At 60.1% G+C, this 22,478-nt stretch carries 21 protein-coding genes; 15 read left to right on the top strand and 6 right to left on the bottom strand.

The features are described 5' to 3' along the window. Window positions 1-59: 59 nt before the first annotated feature. From menF to menE, 6 genes are all read left to right on the top strand, one after another. Entirely contained in the window at window positions 60-1,355 is a 1,296-nt protein-coding gene (gene menF / locus BJF97_RS20460) for an isochorismate synthase MenF (protein WP_014839109.1), read from the top strand. Between the two features lie 77 nt (window positions 1,356-1,432). Next, window positions 1,433-3,103, top strand: coding sequence for a 2-succinyl-5-enolpyruvyl-6-hydroxy-3-cyclohexene-1-carboxylic-acid synthase (menD, locus tag BJF97_RS20455; RefSeq protein WP_032694825.1), 1,671 nt, complete (start codon window positions 1,433-1,435; stop codon window positions 3,101-3,103). Further along, window positions 3,100-3,858, top strand: coding sequence for a 2-succinyl-6-hydroxy-2,4-cyclohexadiene-1-carboxylate synthase (gene menH / locus BJF97_RS20450; protein WP_032694824.1), 759 nt, complete (start codon window positions 3,100-3,102; stop codon window positions 3,856-3,858). Before menD ends, menH begins: the two co-directional genes overlap by 4 nt. Window positions 3,859-3,872: 14 nt before the next feature. After that, window positions 3,873-4,730 carry a 1,4-dihydroxy-2-naphthoyl-CoA synthase gene (gene menB / locus BJF97_RS20445; RefSeq protein WP_004123101.1) on the top strand — a complete coding sequence of 286 codons (858 nt, stop codon included), beginning with the start codon at window positions 3,873-3,875 and terminating at the stop codon, window positions 4,728-4,730. After that, the gene (gene menC / locus BJF97_RS20440; RefSeq protein ID WP_032694823.1) at window positions 4,730-5,695 is read left to right on the top strand and encodes an o-succinylbenzoate synthase; all 966 of its coding nucleotides are present in this window, start codon (window positions 4,730-4,732) and stop codon (window positions 5,693-5,695) included. Before menB ends, menC begins: the two co-directional genes overlap by 1 nt. After that, window positions 5,692-7,083: an o-succinylbenzoate--CoA ligase gene (gene menE / locus BJF97_RS20435; protein WP_014839105.1), complete on the top strand. Its 1,392-nt coding sequence runs from the start codon at window positions 5,692-5,694 to the stop codon at window positions 7,081-7,083. The genes menC and menE overlap by 4 nt, the downstream gene beginning before the upstream one ends. Here menE and BJF97_RS20430 read toward each other — a convergent pair. From BJF97_RS20430 to BJF97_RS20415, 4 genes are all read right to left on the bottom strand, one after another. After that, a complete protein-coding gene (locus BJF97_RS20430) occupies window positions 7,060-7,683 on the bottom strand; it encodes a DUF2238 domain-containing protein (protein ID WP_014839104.1) in 624 nt (207 codons plus the stop codon). The genes menE and BJF97_RS20430 overlap by 24 nt on opposite strands. A 105-nt stretch (window positions 7,684-7,788) precedes the next feature. Beyond that, window positions 7,789-9,309 (bottom strand): tripartite tricarboxylate transporter permease, encoded by a 1,521-nt coding sequence (locus BJF97_RS20425; RefSeq protein ID WP_014230236.1) that lies wholly within the window; start codon window positions 9,307-9,309, stop codon window positions 7,789-7,791. 11 nt (window positions 9,310-9,320) lie between these two features. After that, entirely contained in the window at window positions 9,321-9,752 is a 432-nt protein-coding gene (locus BJF97_RS20420) for a tripartite tricarboxylate transporter TctB family protein (protein ID WP_014230235.1), read from the bottom strand. Window positions 9,753-9,767: 15 nt separating this feature from the next. Next, window positions 9,768-10,742: a Bug family tripartite tricarboxylate transporter substrate binding protein gene (locus tag BJF97_RS20415; RefSeq protein ID WP_171820362.1), complete on the bottom strand. Its 975-nt coding sequence runs from the start codon at window positions 10,740-10,742 to the stop codon at window positions 9,768-9,770. 140 nt (window positions 10,743-10,882) lie between these two features. Here BJF97_RS20415 and tctD point away from each other — a divergent pair, with 140 nt between their 5' ends. After that, on the top strand, window positions 10,883-11,557 hold the full coding sequence (gene tctD / locus BJF97_RS20410) for a transcriptional regulator TctD (RefSeq protein ID WP_014230233.1): 675 nt from the start codon (window positions 10,883-10,885) through the stop codon (window positions 11,555-11,557). Continuing rightward, the gene (locus tag BJF97_RS20405; RefSeq protein WP_014230232.1) at window positions 11,544-12,959 is read left to right on the top strand and encodes a sensor histidine kinase; all 1,416 of its coding nucleotides are present in this window, start codon (window positions 11,544-11,546) and stop codon (window positions 12,957-12,959) included. Before tctD ends, BJF97_RS20405 begins: the two co-directional genes overlap by 14 nt. Here BJF97_RS20405 and nudI read toward each other — a convergent pair. Continuing rightward, a complete protein-coding gene (nudI, locus tag BJF97_RS20400) occupies window positions 12,951-13,376 on the bottom strand; it encodes a nucleoside triphosphatase NudI (protein WP_014230231.1) in 426 nt (141 codons plus the stop codon). The genes BJF97_RS20405 and nudI overlap by 9 nt on opposite strands. Before the next feature lie 137 nt (window positions 13,377-13,513). Between nudI and BJF97_RS20395 the strand changes: the two genes are divergently transcribed. Next, a complete protein-coding gene (locus BJF97_RS20395) occupies window positions 13,514-14,506 on the top strand; it encodes an Rpn family recombination-promoting nuclease/putative transposase (RefSeq protein WP_014230230.1) in 993 nt (330 codons plus the stop codon). Window positions 14,507-14,554: 48 nt separating this feature from the next. Here the strand turns inward: BJF97_RS20395 and BJF97_RS20390 are convergent, their stop codons facing one another. Then, entirely contained in the window at window positions 14,555-16,003 is a 1,449-nt protein-coding gene (locus BJF97_RS20390; RefSeq protein WP_014230229.1) for a catalase, read from the bottom strand. A gap of 269 nt (window positions 16,004-16,272) precedes the next feature. Between BJF97_RS20390 and BJF97_RS20385 the strand changes: the two genes are divergently transcribed. The 6 genes from BJF97_RS20385 to yfaU all read left to right on the top strand — a co-directional run bounded on the left by BJF97_RS20385 (window position 16,273) and on the right by yfaU (window position 22,474). Beyond that, a complete protein-coding gene (locus BJF97_RS20385) occupies window positions 16,273-16,815 on the top strand; it encodes a YfaZ family outer membrane protein (protein ID WP_070082977.1) in 543 nt (180 codons plus the stop codon). Between the two features lie 96 nt (window positions 16,816-16,911). Further along, on the top strand, window positions 16,912-18,108 hold the full coding sequence (locus BJF97_RS20380; RefSeq protein ID WP_014230228.1) for a nicotinamide mononucleotide deamidase-related protein YfaY: 1,197 nt from the start codon (window positions 16,912-16,914) through the stop codon (window positions 18,106-18,108). A 204-nt stretch (window positions 18,109-18,312) separates the two neighbouring features. Beyond that, window positions 18,313-19,095, top strand: a complete 783-nt coding sequence (locus tag BJF97_RS20375; protein WP_004852774.1) for an IclR family transcriptional regulator — start codon at window positions 18,313-18,315, stop codon at window positions 19,093-19,095. Window positions 19,096-19,108: 13 nt separating this feature from the next. Then, the gene (gene rhmD, locus BJF97_RS20370; protein WP_014839100.1) at window positions 19,109-20,314 is read left to right on the top strand and encodes an L-rhamnonate dehydratase; all 1,206 of its coding nucleotides are present in this window, start codon (window positions 19,109-19,111) and stop codon (window positions 20,312-20,314) included. Between the two features lie 52 nt (window positions 20,315-20,366). Further along, window positions 20,367-21,656, top strand: coding sequence for an MFS transporter (locus tag BJF97_RS20365; protein ID WP_032694822.1), 1,290 nt, complete (start codon window positions 20,367-20,369; stop codon window positions 21,654-21,656). Between the two features lie 14 nt (window positions 21,657-21,670). Next, the gene (gene yfaU / locus BJF97_RS20360; RefSeq protein WP_032694821.1) at window positions 21,671-22,474 is read left to right on the top strand and encodes a 2-keto-3-deoxy-L-rhamnonate aldolase; all 804 of its coding nucleotides are present in this window, start codon (window positions 21,671-21,673) and stop codon (window positions 22,472-22,474) included. Window positions 22,475-22,478: the final 4 nt, after the last annotated feature.

Below are 22,478 nucleotides of genomic sequence, written 5' to 3'. Positions count from 1 at the left end.
ACTGCTATTCCTCAGTAGTACCTCGTATAATGTGGGGTTTTTACTCCGTGGAGGTTTGCGTGCTGTCTGTATCCACCGCGCTGGAAAGCCTGTATCGCTGCCTGGATGAAGCGTTCCCGCCATCGCCCGGCACGCGAATTTTCGATATCCCCTTCGCGCTGAATGGCGCATTTGATCCCCTTCTGTGGTGCACGCATCAGCCGCAGTGGCCGCAGTTCTACTGGCAGCAGCGCAGCGGCGATGAAGAGCTGGCCGCGCTGGGGGCGGTGCAAATCTTTGCTTCCCTTGAGCAGGCGCACGCTTTTTTGCGCCAGCAGGGGCGTGACGATCTGCGAATTTGCGGCCTTAACGCCTTTCATCCTCAGCAGGGTCTGTTGATCTTACCGAGGCTGGAGTGGCGTCGGCTGGGCGGCAGCGCCACGCTACGCCTGGTGTTATATAGCGAGACCTCGCTACGCGACGATGCCCGTGCGGCACGTGAATTTCTCGATTCGCTGGTGGCGAAACAGGCGCAGGCTACCGCGATGCCCTCTCTGCTGAGCGAACAGCATTTCCCGGCTTATCCGCAGTGGCGAGAGCTGATTGCGCAGGCGACGCAGGCGATAGCGGCGGGGGAGATGGATAAAGTGGTGCTGGCTCGCGCCACCGATTTGCACTTCGCCGCCCCGTTAAACGCCGGAGCGATTATGGCGGCCAGCCGCCGCAGCAACCTTAACTGCTTCCACTTCCTGATGGTCTTTAACGCGCAAGAGGCCTTTCTGGGGTCTACGCCGGAACGGCTGTGGCGGCGTCGCGGGGCGCTGCTGCGTACCGAAGCGCTGGCGGGAACCGTTGCCAGCCATGCGGACGATCGCCAGGCGCAGCGTTTGGGTAGCTGGCTGATGGCCGACGATAAGAACCAGCGCGAAAATATGCTGGTGGTGGAGGATATCTGTCAGCGGATGCAAGGGGAGACCCGCGCGCTGGAAGTCCTGCCGCCGCAGATTGTCCGTTTGCGGAAAGTACAGCATCTCCGGCGCTGTATTTGGGCCGAGCTGGAGAAGCCTGACGATGCCCGCTGCCTTCATCAGCTCCAGCCCACGGCGGCGGTTGCTGGTTTACCGCGCCGGGTCGCGCTGGATTTTATCACCCGTAATGAGCTTTTTACCCGCGGCTGGTATGCAGGCTCCGCCGGCTATCTGTCGCTGGCGCAAAGCGAATTTTGCGTTTCTCTGCGTTCGGCGAAAATCGAACAGCGTATGCTCAGACTCTACGCCGGTGCGGGGATCGTCAGCGGTTCCGACCCGGAGCAGGAGTGGCAGGAAATTGAAAATAAAGCCGCGGGATTGCGTTCGTTACTGCTGTCAGAAGTATAGAGAAAACGATGCATATCAAAACGGCAACAGTTTGCTTTATCTATACTTAGCCTCAATATTTGATACTGGACAAATTCATGTCTGTAAGCGCATTTAACCGACGCTGGGCGGCGGTGATCCTTGAAGCATTGACGCGCCACGGCGTGCAGCATATCTGCATTGCGCCCGGATCGCGCTCGACACCTTTGACCCTGGCGGCGGCGGAAAACCGCGCATTGATTCACCATACCCACTTTGACGAACGCGGCCTCGGCCATCTGGCGTTAGGGCTGGCGAAAGCCAGCGGTCAGCCGGTGGCGGTGATTGTGACCTCCGGTACCGCGACGGCTAACCTCTATCCGGCTCTGATTGAAGCCGGGCTGACCGGTGAAAAACTCATTTTACTGACCGCCGACCGGCCGCCGGAGCTGATTGACTGCGGCGCGAATCAGGCGATTCGCCAGCCGGGCATGTTTGCTTCGCACCCGTCGCAGACGCTATCCCTGCCGCGTCCGTCGCAGGATATCTCCGCCCGCTGGCTGGTCTCGACCCTCGACCAGGCGCTCGGCGCGCTACACTGCGGCGGCGTTCATATTAACTGCCCGTTTGCCGAACCGCTGTATGGCGATATGGACGACACCGGCGCCGAGTGGCAGCAGCAGCTCGGCGACTGGTGGCAGAGCGACAAGCCCTGGCTGCGTCACTCTCTGCATCTGGAAAGTGAAAAGCAGCGCGACTGGTTTTTCTGGCGGCAGAAACGCGGCGTGGTGGTCGCCGGGCGGATGAGCGCGGAAGAGGGCGTCAAGGTGGCCGAGTGGGCGAAAACCCTCGGCTGGCCGCTGATTGGCGATGTGCTCTCGCAAACCGGGCAGCCGCTCCCCTGCGCCGACCTGTGGCTGGGTAACGGCAAGGCGGTCAGTGAACTGGCGCAGGCGCAAATCGTTGTTCAACTGGGCAGTAGCCTGACCAGCAAACGCGTTTTGCAGTGGCAGGCCACCTGCGAACCCGAAGAGTACTGGCTGGTGGATAATCTGCCGGGGCGCCTGGATCCCGCCCAGCATCGCGGTCGCCGACTGGTGTGCGCCATCGACCGCTGGCTTGAACAGCATCCGGCGGAAAAACGACAGCCGTGGCCCACCGTCATTCCCGAGCTTTCGCGCCAGGCATGGCAGGCGGCGGTCGCCAGCAGCGAGGATTTCGGCGAGGCCCAGCTGGCTCAGCGAATCCGGCGCTATCTGCCGGATCAGGGCCAGCTGTTTGTCGGCAACAGCCTGGTGGTGCGCTTAATTGACGCGCTGTCGCAGCTACCGGCAGGTTACCCGGTCTACAGCAATCGCGGGGCCAGCGGAATAGACGGCCTGCTGGCGACGGCTGCCGGGGTGCAGCGCGCCAGCGCGCGTCCGACGCTGGCTATCGTCGGCGATCTTTCGGCGCTTTACGATCTCAACTCGCTGGCCCTGCTGCGTCAGGCCTCCGCGCCGCTGGTGCTGATTGTCGTCAACAATAACGGTGGGCAGATTTTTTCCCTGCTGCCCACGCCGCAGGAGCAGCGCAGCCAGTTCTATCTGATGCCGCAGAATATCCATTTCGCGCACGCGGCGGCGATGTTCAATCTGACTTACCATCGCCCTGCGGACTGGAATGAGCTGGAGCAGGCGCTGGACGTTGCCTGGCGAGGACCCGGCGCGACGTTGATTGAGCTGGCGGTTAATGAAACCGACGGTACGCAAACGCTTCAGCAGCTGCTGGCGCAGGTGAGTCAGCTATGACGCTGCACGCGGTGGCTGAAGGCGGCCTGCCGGGCTATCCCTGGCTGGTCTTTTTGCACGGTTTTGCCGGAGATAGTCATGAGTGGCGCACGGTGGGGCAGGCGTTTGGCGCGCATCCGCGTCTCTATATTGACCTGCCGGGCCACGGCGGTTCGGCGCATATTGCCGTCAACCATTTTGCCGATGTCAGCGAGTTGATTAAGAATACGCTTAATAGTTACAACATACTTAAGTACTGGCTGGTGGGATACTCCCTCGGCGGACGGGTGGCGATGTTCTATGTCAGCCAGCCGCGCGAAGGGCTCTGCGGGCTGGTCGTCGAGGGGGGGCATCCGGGCCTGGGGGATGATAACCAGCGTAGGCTGCGCCGGCGCAGCGATGCCGCCTGGGCTGAACGCTTTCGCCGCGAGCCGCTGACCCAGGTCTTTGCCGACTGGTATCAGCAACCGGTTTTCGCTTCCCTGGACGCAGCGCAGCGTGCGTCGCTGGTTGCGCTACGCAGCCGCAATAACGGCGGAGCGTTGGCGGCGATGCTGCAGGCCAGCTCGCTGGCGGAACAACCCGATCTCCGCACGTCGTTACAGGCGCGCGATTTCCCTTTTCATTACCTTTGCGGCGAACGCGACGGCAAGTTTCGCGCCATCGCGAATGAACTCTCCGCCACCGCGCACGTGATTAATCATGCCGGACACAACGCGCATCGGGAAAACCCCGATGCTGTCGTGGCTTGTCTGGCGCAGTTTTTAGCGAGTTAACCGAAGGACACTTTATGATCTCTCTTGATGAAGCCATGCTTTACGCCCCGATTGAATGGCAGGACTGCTCCGAAGGCTACACCGATATTCGTTACCAAAAATCGGCGGACGGGATTGCCAAAATTACCATCAACCGCCCGCAGGTACGCAACGCTTTCCGCCCGCTGACCGTCAAAGAGATGATTCAGGCGCTGGCGGATGCCCGCTATGACGACAATATCGGCGTCATCGTTCTGACCGGTGAAGGCGATAAAGCGTTTTGCGCCGGCGGCGATCAGAAAGTCCGCGGCGACTACGGCGGCTACCAGGATGATTCCGGCGTTCATCACCTCAACGTTCTCGATTTCCAGCGCCAGATCCGCACCTGCCCGAAACCGGTGGTGGCGATGGTGGCGGGATACTCCATCGGCGGCGGCCACGTCCTGCATATGATGTGCGATCTGACTATCGCAGCGGAAAACGCCATCTTTGGCCAGACCGGCCCGAAAGTCGGCTCTTTCGACGGCGGCTGGGGCGCCTCCTATATGGCGCGCATCGTCGGGCAGAAAAAAGCCCGTGAGATCTGGTTCCTGTGCCGCCAGTACGACGCGCAGCAGGCGCTGGATATGGGGCTGGTGAATACCGTGGTGCCGCTGGCGGATCTGGAAAAAGAGACCGTGCGCTGGTGCCGGGAAATGCTGCAAAACAGCCCGATGGCGCTGCGCTGCCTGAAGGCGGCGCTGAACGCCGACTGCGACGGCCAGGCGGGACTGCAGGAGCTGGCGGGTAACGCCACCATGCTGTTTTACATGACCGAAGAGGGTCAGGAAGGTCGCAACGCTTTCAATCAGAAGCGCCAGCCGGACTTCAGCAAATTTAAACGGAATCCGTAATGCGGCAGGCGCAGGTCTACCGCTGGCAGCTACCGATGGACGCGGGAGTGGTGCTGCGTGAACGGCGGTTAAAAACCCGCGATGGTTTGCTTCTGCGCCTGCGCGACGGCGAGCGCGAAGGCTGGGGGGAAATATCTCCCCTGCCCGGATTCAGCCTGGAAACGCTGGATGAGGCGCAGGCTGCGCTGCTGGCGTGGGCGAACGCCTGGCGCGATGGAGAAGAGGGCGCGTTGCCAACGCCGCCGTCGGCGGCTTTCGGGGCGAGCTGCGCACTGGCGGAACTGTGCGGCGAGCTGCCGCAGGCGGCGGACTATCGCGCGGCGCCGCTCTGCGCCGGCGATCCGGACGAGCTGTTCGCCAGGCTTTCGCTGATGCCCGGCGAAAAAGTCGCCAAGGTCAAAGTCGGCCTGTATGAGGCGGTGCGCGACGGCATGGTGGTCAACCTGCTGCTGGAGGCGATTCCCGATCTGACGCTACGCCTCGACGCTAACCGCGCCTGGACGCCGCTGAAAGCGCAGCAGTTTGCCAAATACGTGGATCCGCACTATCGCAGCCGCATCGCCTTTCTCGAAGAACCCTGTAAAAACCGCGATGATTCGCGCGCTTTCGCCCAACAAACGGGTATCGCTATCGCCTGGGATGAGAGCCTGCGCGAGGCGGACTTTACCTTTGCCGCCGAGCCGGGGCTCCGGGCGGTGGTGATTAAACCGACGTTGACCGGCAGTCTGCAAAAAGTGCGGCAGCAGGTAGCGCAGGCGCATGCCCTGGGGCTGACGGCGGTCATCAGTTCAGCCATTGAGTCGAGCCTTGGCCTGACGCAGCTGGCGCGAATCGCCGCCTGGCTGACCCCGGACACGATCCCCGGTCTGGACACGCTGAGCCTGATGCGTGCCCAGCTGGTGCGCCGTTGGCCGGAAAGCGAGCTGCCGTGTCTGAACGTTGATGAGCTGGAGCCGCTGCTGTGACCTTTAGCGACTGGCCCTGGCGCCACTGGCGGCGGCTGCGGGAAGAGGCTCAGGCGCTGCGCCTGAACGAGCGGCGGCTAAGCTGGCGGGAACTGTGCGCGCAAATTGATGCGCTGGCGGTGGGATTCCACGCCCAGGGCGTTCGCGACGGCGATGGCGTGCTGCTTCGCGCTTACAACCAGCCCGATGCTCTGCTGGCGTGGCTGGCCCTCCTGCAGTGCGGCGCGCGCGTCCTGCCGCTGAATCCGCAGCTGCCTGCTCCTCTGTTGGCGGAACTGCTGCCGTCTCTGGGCCTGCGCCACGCGCTGGTGCTAAACGGCGGCGACCTTCCGGTGGCGCTTAATCCATTAGCATTGCGCACCGGCGACGGCGTGCACGCGGTCGCCTGGCGAGAAGATCGTATCGCGTCCATGACGCTAACCTCGGGGTCGACGGGGCTACCGAAAGCGGCGGTGCACGCTTTTCGCGCCCATCTTGCCAGCGCAGAGGGCGTGCTGGCGATAATACCCTTTGCGCCGCAGGACGACTGGCTGCTGTCGCTGCCGCTGTTTCACGTTTCCGGCCAGGGGATTCTCTGGCGCTGGCTGTTAGCTGGCGCAGGCCTGACGGTACGCGACAAGCAGCCGCTGGAACAGGCGTTACGCGGCTGTACCCATGCCTCTCTGGTGCCGACCCAGCTTTGGCGCCTGCTCAGCGGCGACGCCGAGGTGTCGTTGAAAGCGGTTCTGCTCGGCGGCGCGGCGATCCCGGTGGCGCTAACCGAGCAGGCCGGTAAGCGCGGTATCCGCTGCTGGTGCGGTTACGGCCTCACCGAGTTTGCCTCCACGGTATGCGCCAAGGAGGCGGACGGCCTGGCGGATGTCGGGCAGCCGCTGCCGGGGCGCGAAGTGCGGATTGTCGATGGTGAAGTGTGGCTGCGGTCGGACAGCATCGCCGCAGGCTACTGGCGCGATGGGCAAATGGTCCCCCTCGCTAATGCCGACGGCTGGTTCGCCACTCGCGATCGGGGCCGGCTGGAGCACGGCAGGCTGACTATCCTCGGACGAGTGGACAACCTCTTTTTTAGCGGCGGAGAAGGTATTCAGCCGGAAGAAGTGGAGCGGGTGATTGGCGCTCATCCGTGGATTACGCAAGTTTTCATCGTGCCGCAGGATGATGCGGAGTTTGGCCAGCGGCCGGTGGCGGTGGTGGAGTGCGGCGAGCATGACGACCCGTCCGCGCTGGCGGGCTGGTGCGCCGATAAGCTGGCGCGGTTTCAGCAGCCGGTGCGTTGGCTGCGGCTGCCTGAATCGCTGAAAACCGGCGGAATTAAAATTTCCCGCCGGGCGCTACGTGACTGGGTCAACCAGCAGGCGATGCCCGACTCAGACGCGCTGGACGTTCAGTAGCTGCTTCGTATGCCAGCGGCCCAGCGCTAAAACGGTGGTCAGCGCGCCGAGCAGGGCGCAAAACATATCCGACTGGGTATCCCAGGGATCGCCCTGGGTGCCGAGAAACTCATCCGCGCCCTGTCCCAGCGCCAGCGCCGCCCACCATTCGATCAGTTCATAGACGGCGCTAATCGCCAGCGCAATACAGCAGACCACGAAACCGAGCATTTTACGCCCGTGAACGTAGCCGCCGCGCAGCAGAATCTCCCGCGCCGCCAGCGCCGGCACCAGCCCCTGGAAAAAGTGCCCCAGCTTGTCATAGGGGTTACGGCTCAGTCCCAGCCACGCCTGTACGTCAAAGCCGATGGGCACTTTCGCGTAGGTGTACATACCGCCGACCATCAAAATGATGGCATGGAAGAAAATCAGCGTGTAAAGCAGCGGCGTCAGCGGATAGCGCGAGCGCGTGGCCAGCAAAAGCGGAACGATGATAATCACCGGCGTCACTTCCATCAGCCAGGTGAGCTTATCCCCTGCGCTGATACCGGTGTAAACAAGCATCAGGGCCAGCGCCAGCGCGGCGAATGTTAACCCCGAACGGGATGCGGCGACGGTCATAACGGATCACCAGAAAGTTAAAACGATAACTATCAGGCAGATGTGGTGGAAATTCAACGTATACCGTCATTGGCGGCGCTGAGCGACCGCCAATGACGTTGAGCATCAGGAAGAGGGCAGGTCGCCCTGCGTATTAAGCTGGCGCTTCCGCCAGTACCGCAGCAGCGGAGGGACAACAATCACCGCGATGGCCAGAAACAGAAGCGTTTTCGTTACGCCGCTTTGCCACAGAATCGCCACGTTGCCGTTGCTGATGGACAGCGCGCGGCGCAGGTTCTGCTCCAGCATCTCTCCCAGCACAAACCCTAAGATCAGCGGCGACATCGGGAAGTGCATCTTACGCATAATGTAGCCCAGCACGCCCAGCCCAACCATCAACAGCAGGTCGAAGGTGGTGCTGTGCACCGCGTAGACGCCGACCGCGGACACGGCGGCGATGGCCGGGGCCAGAAACCATAGCGGAATCGTCAGCATGCGGGTGAACAGGCCGATCAGCGGAATGTTCATAATCAGCAGCATCACGTTGGCGATGAGCAGCGCGGCAATTAACCCCCAGACGATATCCGGCTGTTCGGTAAACATTGCCGGTCCCGGCGTGATGTTGTAGAGGGTCAGGGCGCCCATCATCACCGCGGTAGTCCCGGAGCCGGGAACGCCGAGCGTGAGCATCGGAATAAACGAGCCGCAGGCGGAGGCGTTATTCGCCGCTTCCGGCGCCGCGACGCCGCGAATATCGCCCTTCCCGAAGGTAGCGCTATTGCCGCTGAGCTTCTTCTCGGTCATATAGGTGATGGCGCTGGCAATGGTCGCCCCTGCGCCCGGCAGAATGCCGACAAAGAAACCCACCACCGATGAGCGCAGGGTCGCGCCCACGCACTGGCCCGCCTCTTTGGCGTTAAACAGCATGCGTCCGGTTTTCCGTACCAGCTTCTGCCCGCCGCTGGTGCTCTCCAGCATCAGCAAAATCTCCGAAACCGAAAAGAGACCAATCACCACCACGATAAACTGCACGCCGTCGGAAAGATGAACGCTGTCGAACGTGAAGCGGTACACGCCGGTATTGGCATCAACGCCCACCGTCGCCAGCCCCAAACCGATTAGCGCGGCGAGAAATGACTTCAGCGGATTTTCCGCCATCATGCTGCCAAGGCAGGCGATGGCAAAAATCATCAGGGCGAAATATTCCGCCGGGCCGAACGCCAGCGACCACTGCGCCAGCACCGGGGCGAACAGGATGATCCCGCCGATAGCGATCGTTGAACCAACAAAGGAGCTCACGGCAGAGATCGACAGCGCTACGCCGCCGCGTCCCTGCTGCGCCATCGGATAACCGTCGAGAGCGGTCATAATGGCGGCGGCATCGCCGGGTACGTTAAGCAGGATAGATGAAATGCGCCCGCCGTATTCACAACCAATATAGACCGTAGCCAGCAGGATTAACGCTGATTCCGCGGGCAGGTGCAGAGCAAAGGCCAGCGGCAGTAAGATCGCGACACCGTTAATCGGGCCCAGACCCGGCAGGAGACCGACGATAGTACCAACAAAGCAGCCAATTAGCGCGATGGTCAGGTTGCCCGGCGTCATGGCAACGGCGAAGCCCTGCGATAAATAAATCCAGATATCCATAACCTTCTCCGTTAACTCAACCAAACGCCGAGCGGCAGGGTGACATCAAGCAGGGCGTCAAAGACGTACCACAGCGCGATGCCCATCGCGACGCCGGCTACCCCGGCGGCGGGCAGGGTGGCGCCAAACAGCAGGCCAAACACGGCGGTCAGCAGCGCGGTGGCCAGAGGAAAACCCAGCCATTCAAAACCCCACGCATAGATCCCCAGCGCAACCACCATGGTTAATAGACGTTGTAAAATCCGGCGCCCGGGCCACGTGATGGCGTCGGGCCGACGCAGAAGCAGCAAGACAGAGCACGCCAGCATCAGGCCGATAATGCCGACCGGGAAAGGGCGTGGGCCGACGGGTTCATAGGCGTATTCGCTGTGAATTTGCCAGGCGATAAACATTCCACCCGCGCAGAGCAGCAGCCACACTCCGGCAAAAATACGATCGCTCATCGCAACCTCCGTAAATTATTTGGCCAGGCCAAAGGATTTCGCCTGCAGGCGATACGCTTCCACCTGTTGTTTAACGTAGGCGTCCAGTTCCTTACCGTTCATATTGAATTCGAACAGGCCGCGCAGCTCGCGCTGCTTTTTGAACGCGTCGGTCTGCTGCAATTTCGTGAACTCATCCACCCACCACTGATAGTCGGCGTCGCTGACTTTCGGACCCACGAAGAAGCCGCGAATAATCGGCCAGACCAGGTCATAGCCCTGCTCTTTGGCGGTGGGGACATCGGCGAGGGCACCCGGCAGCCTTTCGTTAGCGAACACCGCCAGCACGCGGATTTTATTGCCCTGGAGATAAGGCACCATTTCGCTGAGATCGCCGGAGACCGCCTGTACGTGATTGCCCAGCAGCGCGGTGACCGGTTCGCCGCCGCCCTCAAACGCCACGTAGCGCATTTTGTGCGGATCGACGTTGGCTTTTTGCGCCAGCAGCGCTGCTTTCATCCAGTCCTGGCTACCAATGGAGGCGCCGGCGCCGATGACGATACTGGCGGGATTTTTTTCCATCGCCGCCATAAACGACGGCAGGTCTTTCCACGGCGAGTCGGCGCGGACGGCGATCATGCCGTAATCGGTGCCGACGCTGGCCAGCCAGCGCACATCATCCACGCCGTAGCGGCCAAACTTGCCCTGCGCCAGGTTGAGCAGCGAGCCGCCGGAGAAGGCGACCACGGTACCGGGTTCGCCGGGGCGCTGGGCGACGATCGCGTTGTAGGCCACAGCGCCTACGCCGCCGGGCATGTAGGTGACGCGCATCGGTTTTTCGATGGCGCCGGTTTCCATCAGGCTGACCTGGATCAGCTTGCAGGTGAGGTCGAAGCCGCCGCCGGGCTTGGCGGGCGCGATACATTCGGTACGGGAAGGCGCCTCGGCGGCCAGGGCAGAGGCGGTTAAAAGGCATAATGCAATGGCGCCAGCACGGCGCAGGAATGGCATATTCATAAGCTTCCTCAGTCAGATACAGGGGACGTTTTTTTAATTATGTGAACCGGCATGTGGCTATTCGGTTGCGTGATTGTTAAAACAATTACCTTTCATTTCCCTTTCAATGCGGCAGCAACTTTTCAGGATGTGATATGCGTCTCTTACTGGCAGAAGATAACCGTGAGCTGGCTCACTGGCTGGAGAAAGCGCTGGTGCAGGGCGGGTTTGCCGTGGACTGCGTATTGGATGGTCGCGCGGCCGATCATCTGCTGCAAAGCGAAAAATATGCGCTGGCGGTGCTGGATATTGGCATGCCGGGACTGGACGGTCTGGAGGTGGTGCAGCGCCTGCGAAAGCGCGGGCAGACCCTTCCCGTCTTGCTACTCACCGCCCGCAGCGCGGTGGCGGATCGGGTTAAAGGGCTGAACGTCGGCGCCGATGACTATTTGCCGAAGCCTTTTGAGCTTGAAGAGCTGGATGCGAGGCTGCGCGCGCTGCTGCGGCGTAGCGAAGGCCAGGTGCATGAGGTTCAGCAGATCGGCGCGCTGGAATATCGCGATGAAGGCTATTTTTTACTCTGCGGACAAACGCTGTCGTTGACGCCGCGCGAGCAGGCGCTGCTGACGGTGCTAATGTTTCGCCGTACGCGGCCGGTGTCGCGCCAGCAGCTGTTTGAACAGGTTTTCAGCCTGAACGATGACGTCAGCCCGGAAAGCATTGAGCTGTATATCCATCGTCTGCGTAAGAAACTTCAGGAGAGCAACGTGCGTATCGTGACCCTGCGTGGCCTGGGCTACGTGCTGGAGCTCGCTCATGAGGTGGGGTAAACCGCAGTCGTTATTCGCTCAACTGTTGCTGTTTCTCGGCCTGCCGCTGGTTTTGCTATGGGGGCTGTCGGCGTTCAATAGCTACGTCAGCGCTCTGCAGGCGGCGACCCAGGCTTACGATCGCACGCTGCTTTCATCCGCCCGCACGGTGGCGGAGCGCCTGGTGGTTCGCCGCGGTAGGCTGGAGGTGAATGTCCCCTGGGTGGTTCTGGACAGCTTCGAGCTGAATATGAACGATCGGCTGTACTATAAGGTGCTCGATCCCGAGAAGCGGGTGATTTCCGGTTTTGACGACCTGCCATCGATGCCGCCATCGACCTCTCGAACCGAGCTCTATCCGGCGCTGGCGTGGTTTTATCATACTGAATATCGCGGTCAGGCCATTCGCGTGGCGCGCCTGCTGCAGCCGGTTAACGAAGGCGGCGTTGTCGGCATGGCGGAAATCTACATCGCCGAAACGCTGCAGTCGCGGCGCTGGCTGGCGGGACAGCTGCTGTTTTCATCATGGATCTCGCAGGGGCTATTAGTGCTGTTGACGCTGGTGCTCACCGGCTGGCTGCTGCGCCGCGTGCTGCGGCCGATGCGCCGGCTTTCGGCGCTCATGGTGCGGCGCGAACCCGGCCTGCTGACGCCGCTGCCGGAGCTGCTGCCGTGGTCGGAAACCCGTCTGCTGATCGTGGCCTTTAACCGCTATATCGACCGGTTACGGGTGATGATCTCCCGCCAGGAGCGCTTTAGCGCCGACGCGTCGCATCAGCTCAAAACGCCTTTAGCGGTGTTGAAAACGCAGGCCTCAGTGGCGCTGGCGAGCGGCGATCCCCGGCTATGGCGAGAGAGCCTGGAGGCGATGAGCGGCACGCTTGACAGTACGATTCTGCTTACCGAACGCCTGCTGCAGCTGGCTACCATCAAACGGAAAGAGCAGGGCGAGCACGCGTTCCCGCCGGTGGACCTGCATGAGATCGTCCACAACAGCTGCTTTTCGCGTCTTCAGCAGGCGCGGAGCAAGGCTATCGATCTCGGCTATGAGGGGGAACCCTCGACGGTGACCATTGCCGGCGATGGTGTGCTGTTGAGCGAGCTGTGCGCGAATCTGCTGGATAACGCGATTCGCTATACGCCGCAGGGCGGTATCGTCACGGTCAGCCTGCATCGTGACGGAGAGGCGGTGCTGCTGGAGGTCGAAGACAGCGGGCCCGGGATCGATGATGCGCAGATTCAGCAGGCGCTCATGCCGTTCCATCGTCTGGAAAACGTGGGTGACAACCCCGGCGCCGGGCTCGGACTGGCGCTGGTCAGCGATATTGCGCGCCTGCACCGCAGCCATCCGCAGCTGCTGCGTAGCGAAACGCTGGGCGGGCTGAAGGTCAGGCTGCGCTTTTTGCGCGCTTGTTCAGAGTAGGCCTTTCAGGGTGAGCGTCCTGCGGGTCGCCGCGTTCAAATCATAGTGGGGAAGATCTTCTGCCTTCACCCAGGCGTAGTCCTGAAACTCCTCGTTGATCGTCACTTCGCGATTGGCGCTGATGCAGTCGAAGATCAGGTAAATCATATAAATCTCTTCCCGGCGGCCATCGGCGTAGGTTTTAACCCGGATATCGTCGCTAAAGGTCCACGGCGTAATCTGGGTCAGCTGCAGTTTTTCGCCCAGCTCCTCGCGAATTTCTCGCCGCAGCGCCTCTTCAATGCGCTCGCCTGGCTCAACGCCGCCGCCGGAGAGCGCCCACTGGCCGGGAAATACGCCGCGATCGTCGGCCATTTTGCACAGCAGATAGTGGCCTTCATGTTGAATGAGCGGGCAGACGATAGTCCTTTGACGCATGATTTCTCCTTACTGATGACAGGGATAAATAACGGGAAGGCCCAGTTTGCGAGCCGCCTCGGCAAACCGCAAGCGAAAACGCGCGGCGAACGCGTGCGGTGGTAGGGTGAGCGTAGGTTAACGGGTCAGGGGCCATCATGGAACAGATAGCAAGCCACTCACCGCACGATGCGGTGTTTAAACACCTTTTGTCCCAACGGGCAACGGCGCGCGATTTTTTGTCTATTCATTTGCCGAAGCATTGGCGGGAACAGTGCGATCTGCGAACGCTGCAGCTGGAATCCGGCAGTTTTATTGAAGAGGACCTACGCGCAAGCCATTCGGATATTCTTTATTCGTTAAAAACCCAGCACGGAGAGGGGTACATCTACATTCTTATAGAGCATCAAAGCTCTCCCTACAGGCATATGGCGTTTCGCCTGATGCGATACGCCATCGCGGCCATGCAGCGCCACCTTGATAAAGGGCATCATCAGCTGCCGCTGGTTATTCCTCTACTATTTTATCACGGCAGGATCGCTCCTTACCCGTACTCGACGCGCTGGCTGGATGATTTCCCTCAGCCAGAGGTGGCCGAGCGGCTGTATAGCCAGCGTTTTCCACTGATAGACGTCACGGTGATTCCTGACGATCGGCTTGTGCAGCACCGCCGTGTCGCTATGCTGGAACTGCTGCAAAAACATATCCGCCAGCGGGATTTGATGGACATTTCTGAGCAACTGGTCAGGATATTATCCTTGGGATACACTACGCGTCGGCAGTTTAAAACTTTGCTGAATTATATGCTTCAGGCGGGCAACGCCGCCGATCCGGTGGCCTTTTTACGCAAGCTCGCGCAAAAGACGCCACTCAAGCCGCATAAGGAGACGCTGATGAATATTGCTCATTTTCTGGAAGAGCGTGGCCGTAAAGAGGGGGTCCTTCAGGGAATGAAGGCGGGGATAGAAAAAGGTTTACGAAAGGGTCGACAGGAAGGCCGGAATGAAGGCCGACAAGAAGGCCGGCATCAAGGACAGCAGGAGGCGACGCAACGCATTGCTCAGGCGATGCTGGATGATGGGCTTGAGCCCTCTCAGGTCGCAAAGCTAACCGGTTTGTCGCTGCGGCGGCTCGCTAAGCTTCGGCACTAAGCGCGTTTAAAAACCGTAAAATGGCAGCCGCAAGGGCTGCCATCAGCATTACTCTCCGTGCTTTAAGGCTTTCAGCGCCGCAGCCACGCCCGCGCCGTAGTCGGGGTGGACTTCACTGAACAGGCCAATTTGTCGCTGCTGAATAAACTCAGGGATATCCCGCATATCATTGGCGATACGCTGGAACATACGCTGATGTTCATCTTCGCTTAACAGCTCAAACAGCCTGCGCGGCTGGCTGAAGTAGTCGTTATCTTCCCGATGATTCCAGTGGGCCGCCGCGCCTTCAAGGCTTAAAGGCGGCTCGCTAAAGTCCGGCTGTTCCTGAAACGCGCCAAAGCTGTTGGGTTCATAGGTGACGCCGTTACCGCTATTGCCGTCAACGCGCATCGCGCCGTCGCGGTGGTAGTTATGGAACGGGCAGCGCGGCGCATTGACCGGAATTTGATGATGGTTGACGCCCAGACGATAGCGCTGGGTATCGCCGTAGGAGAACAGCCGTCCCTGCAGCATGCGATCCGGAGAGAAGCCGATCCCGGGCACCACGTTGGCCGGATTCATCGCGACCTGCTCAACTTCTGCGAAGTAGTTGTCCGGGTTGCGGTTGAGCTCCAGCACGCCGACTTCCATCAGCGGATAATCAGCGTGCGGCCAGATTTTGGTCAGATCGAAGGGGTTATAAGGGACCCGGCTGGCGTCCGCTTCCGGCATGATCTGCACGTAGAAGGTCCAGCGCGGGAAATCGCCTTTTTCAATCGACTCATAGAGATCGCGCTGCGAACTCTCGCGGTCCTCTGCCACCAGTCGTTTCGCTTCATCATCCATCAGGTTGGCGATCCCCTGCTGGGATTTGAAGTGGAATTTCACCCAAAAACGTTCGTTATCGGCATTAATAAAGCTGAACGCGTGGCTGCCGAAACCGTGCATATGGCGATAGGAGCGCGGAAGGCCGCGGTCGCTGAAATCAATCGTTAACTGATGCAGCGTTTCCGGCAGCAGGGAGAAAAAGTCCCATTTCCAGGTGGGGTTACGCAGGTTGGTGCGCGGGTCGCGCTTCACGACGTGGTTAAGGTCGGGAAACTTCAGCGGGTCGCGAAGGTAGAAAATGGGCGTATTGTTGCCCACCAGATCCCAGTTGCCTTCTTCGGTATAAAACTTGATCGAGAAACCGCGAATATCGCGCTCGGCGTCAGCGGCGCCGCGTTCTCCGGCGACGGTTGAGAAGCGCAGGAACAGATCGGTGGTTTTACCGATTTCGGCAAACAGTTTTGCGCGGGTATAGCGGGTGATATCGCGGGTAATGGTCAGTTTACCGTAAGCACCGGAGCCTTTAGCGTGCATTCGGCGTTCCGGGATAACCTCACGGTCGAAGTGGGCCAGTTTTTCCAGAAACCAGACATCCTGCAGCAGCATCGGGCCGCGCGGGCCTGCGGTGACGACATTATTATTATCGACAACCGGGGCGCCGGCGGCGGTGGTTAATCCTTTTTTGCTCATCTTTATCTCCTGACAAAGTTTTATGTAACTTATTCATCTCTTTGCGACGACGAAATAAGCTGGAGCCTATTTGTATAATAAAGGCTGAGTCCCAGCAATTTGACCCTGACTATTGAATTGATATCTGAGACCGTTAACAAGGCTCCCGAAGCAACTGGTTACAATCACGCGGTAAAAGCGCGCTATAACGCATTGATTCCTTAAAACGGAGCAGTACAATTTCGCGGTTTTTTGGGATTTTCTTATTATTATTTTCTGGATAGATAAAAATGAAAAAAAGCATATTTATGGTCCTGGCCGGCATGATGTTCGTCTCGACGGCGGCAAATGCGATCAGCGTCAGCGGGCAGGCCGGCGAGCACTACACTAACCTTGGCGTCGGATTCGGTACGGAATCGACCGGCCTGGCGGTAACCGGCAACTGGCTGCACAATGATGACGACGGCGATGCGGCGGGGCTGGGATTGGGCCTGAACATTCCCCTGGGGCCATTCCTGGCCACCGTGGGCGGAAAAGGCGTTTACACCAACCCGAACAATGGCGATGAGGGCTACGCGGCGGCGGTTGGCGGCGGTCTGCAGTGGAAAATCGGCGACAGCTTCCGCCTGTTCGGCGAATACTATTACTCTCCCGATTCACTCTCCAGCGGTATCGACAGCTATCAGGAAGCCAATGCCGGCGCGCGCTTTACCATTATGCGCCCTCTGAGCATCGAAGCCGGTTACCGCTACCTTAACCTGGCGGGTAAAGACGGCAACCGCGATAACGCGGTCGCGGACGGTCCGTACGTCGGCGTCAACGCCAGCTTCTAATCTCTCCGGCGCGGTATTCCGCCGCGCCTGATTTTCAGGCTTTTTCACCAGCCGCTTTGCGATATAGTATTTCTACTTATCAGGCTGGAGTTCACAATGTTAAACGTGGAAATGCTGTCCACCGGCGATGAAGTGCTGCATGGGCAAATCATCGACACCAATGCCGCGTGGCTGGCGGATTTCTTTTTTAATCAAGGATTACCCTTAACGCGTCGCCATACCGTGGGTGACGACCTCGACTCCCTGGTGGCGATTTTACGCGAGCGCAGCGAACACGCTGACGTGCTGATCGTTAACGGCGGCCTGGGGCCGACCAGCGACGATTTGAGCGCGCTGGCCGCGGCGACGGCCAAAGGCGAAGGGTTAATTCTGCACGAAGATTGGCTGGAAACCATGACCCGTTTCTTTGCCGAGCGCGGAAGACCCATGGCCGCCAGCAATCGTAAACAGGCGGAAATTCCGCAAAGCGCCGAGATGATCAACAACCCGGTCGGGACCGCCTGCGGTTTTGCCGTGCAGCTAAACCGCTGCCTGATGTTTTTCACTCCCGGCGTGCCTTCCGAATTTAAGGTGATGGTTGAACAGGAAATCTTACCGCGCCTGCGCGAACGTTTCCCGCTATCCGCTGCGCCGCTGTGTTTGCGCCTGACCACCTTCGGCCGTTCCGAAAGCGAACTGGCGCAGAGCCTCGACCATCTGCAGCTGCCGCCGGGCGTCGTGATGGGCTATCGCTCCTCGATGCCGATTATCGAACTGAAGCTGACCGGGCCTGCCGAACAGCGCGAGGCGATGCTGGCGCTGTGGCCGGAAGTGCAGAAGGTGGCCGGAGAGAGCATGATTTTCGAAGGTACCGAAGGCCTGCCTGCGCAGATCGCCCGTCGCCTGCAGCAGCGTCAGCTAAGCCTGACGCTGAGCGAGCAGTTCACCGGTGGTCTGCTGGCGCTTCAGCTTTCTCGCGTCAACGCTCCGCTGTTGGCCAGCGAAGTCATTCCGGCGCAGGAGGAGACCCTGGCGCAGTCTGCGCGCTGGGCGGCGGAACGGCGCGAAAAACACTTTGCCGGCCTGGCGCTGGCGGTGAGTGGTCAGGAGAGCGATCACCTGAACTTTGCGCTTTCCACGCCGGACGGCACCCACGCGCTGCGGGTGAAATTCACCACCAACCGCCACAGCCTCCAGGTGCGTCAGGAAGTGTGCGCGATGATGGCCCTCAACATGCTGCGCCGCTGGCTGAACGGCCAGCCGGTGGCCGGTGAACACGGCTGGATTAACGTCGTCGAATCTCTCTCAGCGTAAACCCACCTCCGCGTCGGGAGCCCCTCCCGGCGCGCGATGAGTCCAGCCTGTTGTACTTGCTTTAAAAAATTCTGTGCACTATCTCGCATTTTTCTCCCTCTGAACGTCCACCCGGCTGGAATAGCGTCGTCATTTGAAGTCGCTCACAATTTACACGCCCGACAACCGCAACACTGATTCCAGTATTCAGGATTGGAGTCCAGTATGTTGGAATCAAGCAAAGTCCCGGCGCTGACCCGCGCCATTGATATTCTCAATCTGATCGCCCGCATCGGCCCCTGCAGCGCGGCGACCATTATTGACGAACTGGGTATTCCGAAAAGCACCGCCTATCTGCTGCTGGGAGAGCTGAAAAAACAGCGCTTCCTCAGCATGGATAATCAGGATAACTACTGCCTGTGGACCAAGCTGGTTGAGCTGGCCGGGCAGGCGCTGAGCAAAATGGACCTGCGCGAACTGGCGCGCCCGCGCCTGACGCAGCTGATGGATCAGTGCGGGCTGCTCTGCCACCTGGGCATCATCGACAGCGGCAACGCCTACTACATTCTGAAGATTGAATCCCCGGCCACCATCAGCGTGCGTTCGCATGAAGGTAAGAGCCTGTCGTTATATCGTTCCGGCATTGGTAAATGCCTGCTGGCCTGGCAGCCCGAGCGGGTTCAGGAGTCGATTATCAGCGAGCTGCAGTGGGAGCGGGCGACGCCAACCACCATCACCAGCGCCCAACAGCTTCGCGATGAACTGGGCCGTATTCGCGCCCGCGGCTGGAGCTTCGATAACGGCGAAGACTATCCCGACGTTCGCTGCGTGGCGGCGCCGGTTTTTAATGCCAATAACGAGCTGACCGCCGCCATTTCCGTGGTGGGTACCCGTCTGCAAATCAATGAAGACAATCGCGATTACCTCGCCGGTAGGGCGATTGCCTGCGCCAAAGATATTTCCCGTCTGCTGGGGTGGAAAAGCCCCTTCGAACAACAAGCCTCATAATAAGGAGAAGATCATGACCCTACCGAAAATTAAACACGTCCGCGCCTGGTTTATTGGCGGTGCTACCGCAGAGAAAGGCGCTGGCGGCGGCGATTATCATGACCAGGGGGCAAATCACTGGATTGACGATCATATCGCCACGCCGATGAGCAAATATAAACAGTATGAACAGTCCCGCCAGTCGTTTGGCATCAACGTTCTTGGCACGCTGATCGTTGAGGTCGAAGCCGAAAACGGGCAGACCGGCTTTGCGGTATCGACCGCCGGCGAGATGGGCTGCTTTATCGTGGAAAAACACCTCAACCGCTTTATCGAAGGCAAATGCGTCAGCGATATCAAACTGATCCATGACCAGATGCTCAACGCCACCCTGTACTACTCCGGATCCGGCGGCCTGGTGATGAATACGATTTCCTGCGTCGACCTGGCGCTGTGGGATCTGTTCGGCAAAGTGGTTGGGCTGCCGGTTTACAAACTGCTGGGCGGCGCGGTGCGCGATGAAATTCAGTTCTACGCCACCGGGGCGCGTCCGGACCTGGCGAAAGAGATGGGCTTTATTGGCGGCAAAATGCCGACCCACTGGGGGCCGCACGATGGCGACGCGGGGATCCGCAAAGATGCTGCGATGGTGGCCGATATGCGCGAAAAGTGCGGCCCGGACTTCTGGCTGATGCTGGACTGCTGGATGAGCCAGGACGTTAACTACGCCACTAAACTGGCCCACGCCTGCGCGCCCTCTAACCTTAAGTGGATCGAGGAGTGCCTGCCGCCGCAGCAGTATGAAGGCTATCGCGAGCTTAAACGCAATGCGCCAGCCGGCATGATGGTCACCAGCGGCGAGCACCACGGTACGCTGCAATCCTTCCGCACGCTGTCGGAAACCGGCATCGATATTATGCAGCCTGACGTGGGCTGGTGCGGCGGCCTGACCACGCTGGTGGAGATTGCGGCGATCGCCAAATCGCGCGGCCAGCTGGTGGTGCCGCACGGCTCGTCGGTCTATTCGCACCATGCGGTCATTACCTTTACCAACACGCCTTTCAGTGAGTTCCTGATGACCAGCCCCGACTGCTCAACGATGCGTCCGCAGTTTGACCCGATTCTGGTTGATGAGCCGGTACCGGTGAACGGGCGCATTCATAAAACCGTGCTGGACAAACCGGGCTTCGGCGTGGAGCTGAACCGCGACTGTAATCTGAAACGTCCTTATAGCCACTGATCCCGTCGTGCCGCACAGCGCAGATGTGCGGCCTATTGTTGAGGATATTACGATGAGCAACGCCTTGCTTGAGAGCGTGGTGAAGAAAAACCGCGCCCGTTTGATCCCCTTTATGCTGGCGCTGTACGTGCTGGCGTTTCTTGACCGTTCGAATATCGGCTTTGCCAAAGAGACCTATCAGCTGGATACCGGCCTTAGCAACGAAGCCTATGCGCTGGGGGCGGGGATTTTCTTTGTGGTCTACGCCTTTCTCGGGGTGCCCGCTAACCTGCTGATGCGCAAATTCGGCGCAAGAAAGTGGATCGGCTGCACCACCTTGCTGTGGGGGCTTCTCTCCGCGGCGATGGCGTGGGCGGATACCGAAGCGAAGTTTCTGCTGGTGCGCACCCTGCTGGGCGCCGCGGAAGCGGGTTTTTTCCCGGGCATGATCTACCTGACGTCCCAGTGGTTTCCGCAGCAGAACCGCGCCAGCATTATGGGGCTGTTTTATATGGGCGCGCCGCTGGCGCTGACCCTCGGGTCGCCGCTCTCTGGCGCGCTGCTGGAAATGCATGGTTTTATGGGGCATCCCGGCTGGTTCTGGATGTTTATCATTGAGGGGCTGCTGGCGGTCGGCGCGGGGTTCTTCACCTTCTTCTGGCTCGACGATACGCCGCAAAAGGCGCGCTTCCTGAGCGCTGCCGAAAAACAGGCGTTAATCAGCGAGCTGGCCAGCGAAGAGCAGAAAAAGGTGACCTCGCGTTTGTCCGATGCGCTGCGTAACGGCCGCGTCTGGCAGCTGGCGATTATCTATCTCACCATTCAGGTGGCGGTTTACGGCCTGATCTTCTTCCTGCCAACCCAGGTTGCCGCGCTGCTCGGCACCAAGGTGGGGTTCGTGGCGTCGGTGGTGACCGCGATCCCGTGGGTGGCGGCGCTGTTCGGTACCTGGCTGATTCCGCGCTACTCCGACCGCACCGGCGAGCGGCGTAATGTGGCGGCATTCACCCTGCTGGCGGCGGCAATTGGCATTGCGGTCTCCGGGCTGGTGTCGCCGGTGCTGGCGATTATCGCGCTGTGCGTTGCCGCCGTGGGCGTCATTGCCGTACAGCCAGTGTTCTGGACCATGCCGACGCAGCTGTTGTCCGGCACGGCGCTGGCCGCGGGCATCGGTTTCGTCAACCTGTTTGGTGCCATCGGCGGTTTTCTGGCGCCCATTATCCGCGTCCAGGCTGAAACCATGTTCGCCAGTGATTCTGCCGGATTAGTGACGCTCGCCTGCGTGGCGATTGTCGGAGTTGTTATTATCTTTTCGCTGCGCGTCAATCGCACGGTACCGCAGGCTGGCAGCGTACAGCATTAATGTAAGGGAGAACTATGAACGCAATTTTATCGAACTCATTTAAAGCGGGATTGTTGCAAGGGGAAGCGCAAATCGGCCTGTGGCTGAGCTCAACTTCTTCGTATATGGCTGAGATTGCCGCCACCTCGGGTTACGACTGGCTGCTGATTGACGGCGAACATGCGCCCAATACCATCCAGGATCTTTATCATCAGCTGCAGGCCATTGCGCCCTACGCCAGCCAGCCGGTCATTCGCCCGGTAGAGGGCAATCGCAGCCTGATTAAACAGGTGCTGGATATCGGCGCCAGAACGCTGCTGATCCCCATGGTCGATACCGCCGAACAGGCGCGGGAGATTGTCTCGGCTACCCGCTACCCGCCGCTGGGTACCCGCGGGGTGGGGGCCGGAGTGGCCCGCGCCGCGCGCTGGGGACGGGTTGAGAACTATATGGCGCAGGCCAACGATGAGCTGTGCCTGTTGATTCAGGTAGAGAGTAAAACGGCCCTCGATAATCTGGATGCGATCCTTGAAGTGGAGGGCATTGACGGCGTGTTTATCGGCCCGGCGGACCTGTCGGCCTCGCTGGGCTACCCGGATAACGCTGGTCATCCTGAAGTGCAGCGGGTTATTGAACAGAGCATCCGCCGCATTCGCGCGGCGGGTAAGGCGGCCGGATTCCTTGCCGTCGATCCGGAGATGGCGCACAAAGCGCTGGCGTGGGGGGCGAATTTTGTTGCCGTTGGCGTCGATACCAACCTTTACACCAGCGCGCTGGATAAACGGCTGGCGATGTTCAAGCCGGTAGCCGAACAGGCGGAGGGAAAGGGGAGCTACTAGCCCC

The sequence above is a fragment of the Klebsiella sp. LTGPAF-6F genome (assembly GCF_001753185.1).
GTDB classification, from domain to species: Bacteria; Pseudomonadota; Gammaproteobacteria; order Enterobacterales; family Enterobacteriaceae; genus Klebsiella; species Klebsiella michiganensis.
The sequence above is the reverse complement of the archived record's forward strand: the minus strand, read 5'-3'. Positions and strand labels throughout refer to the sequence as shown.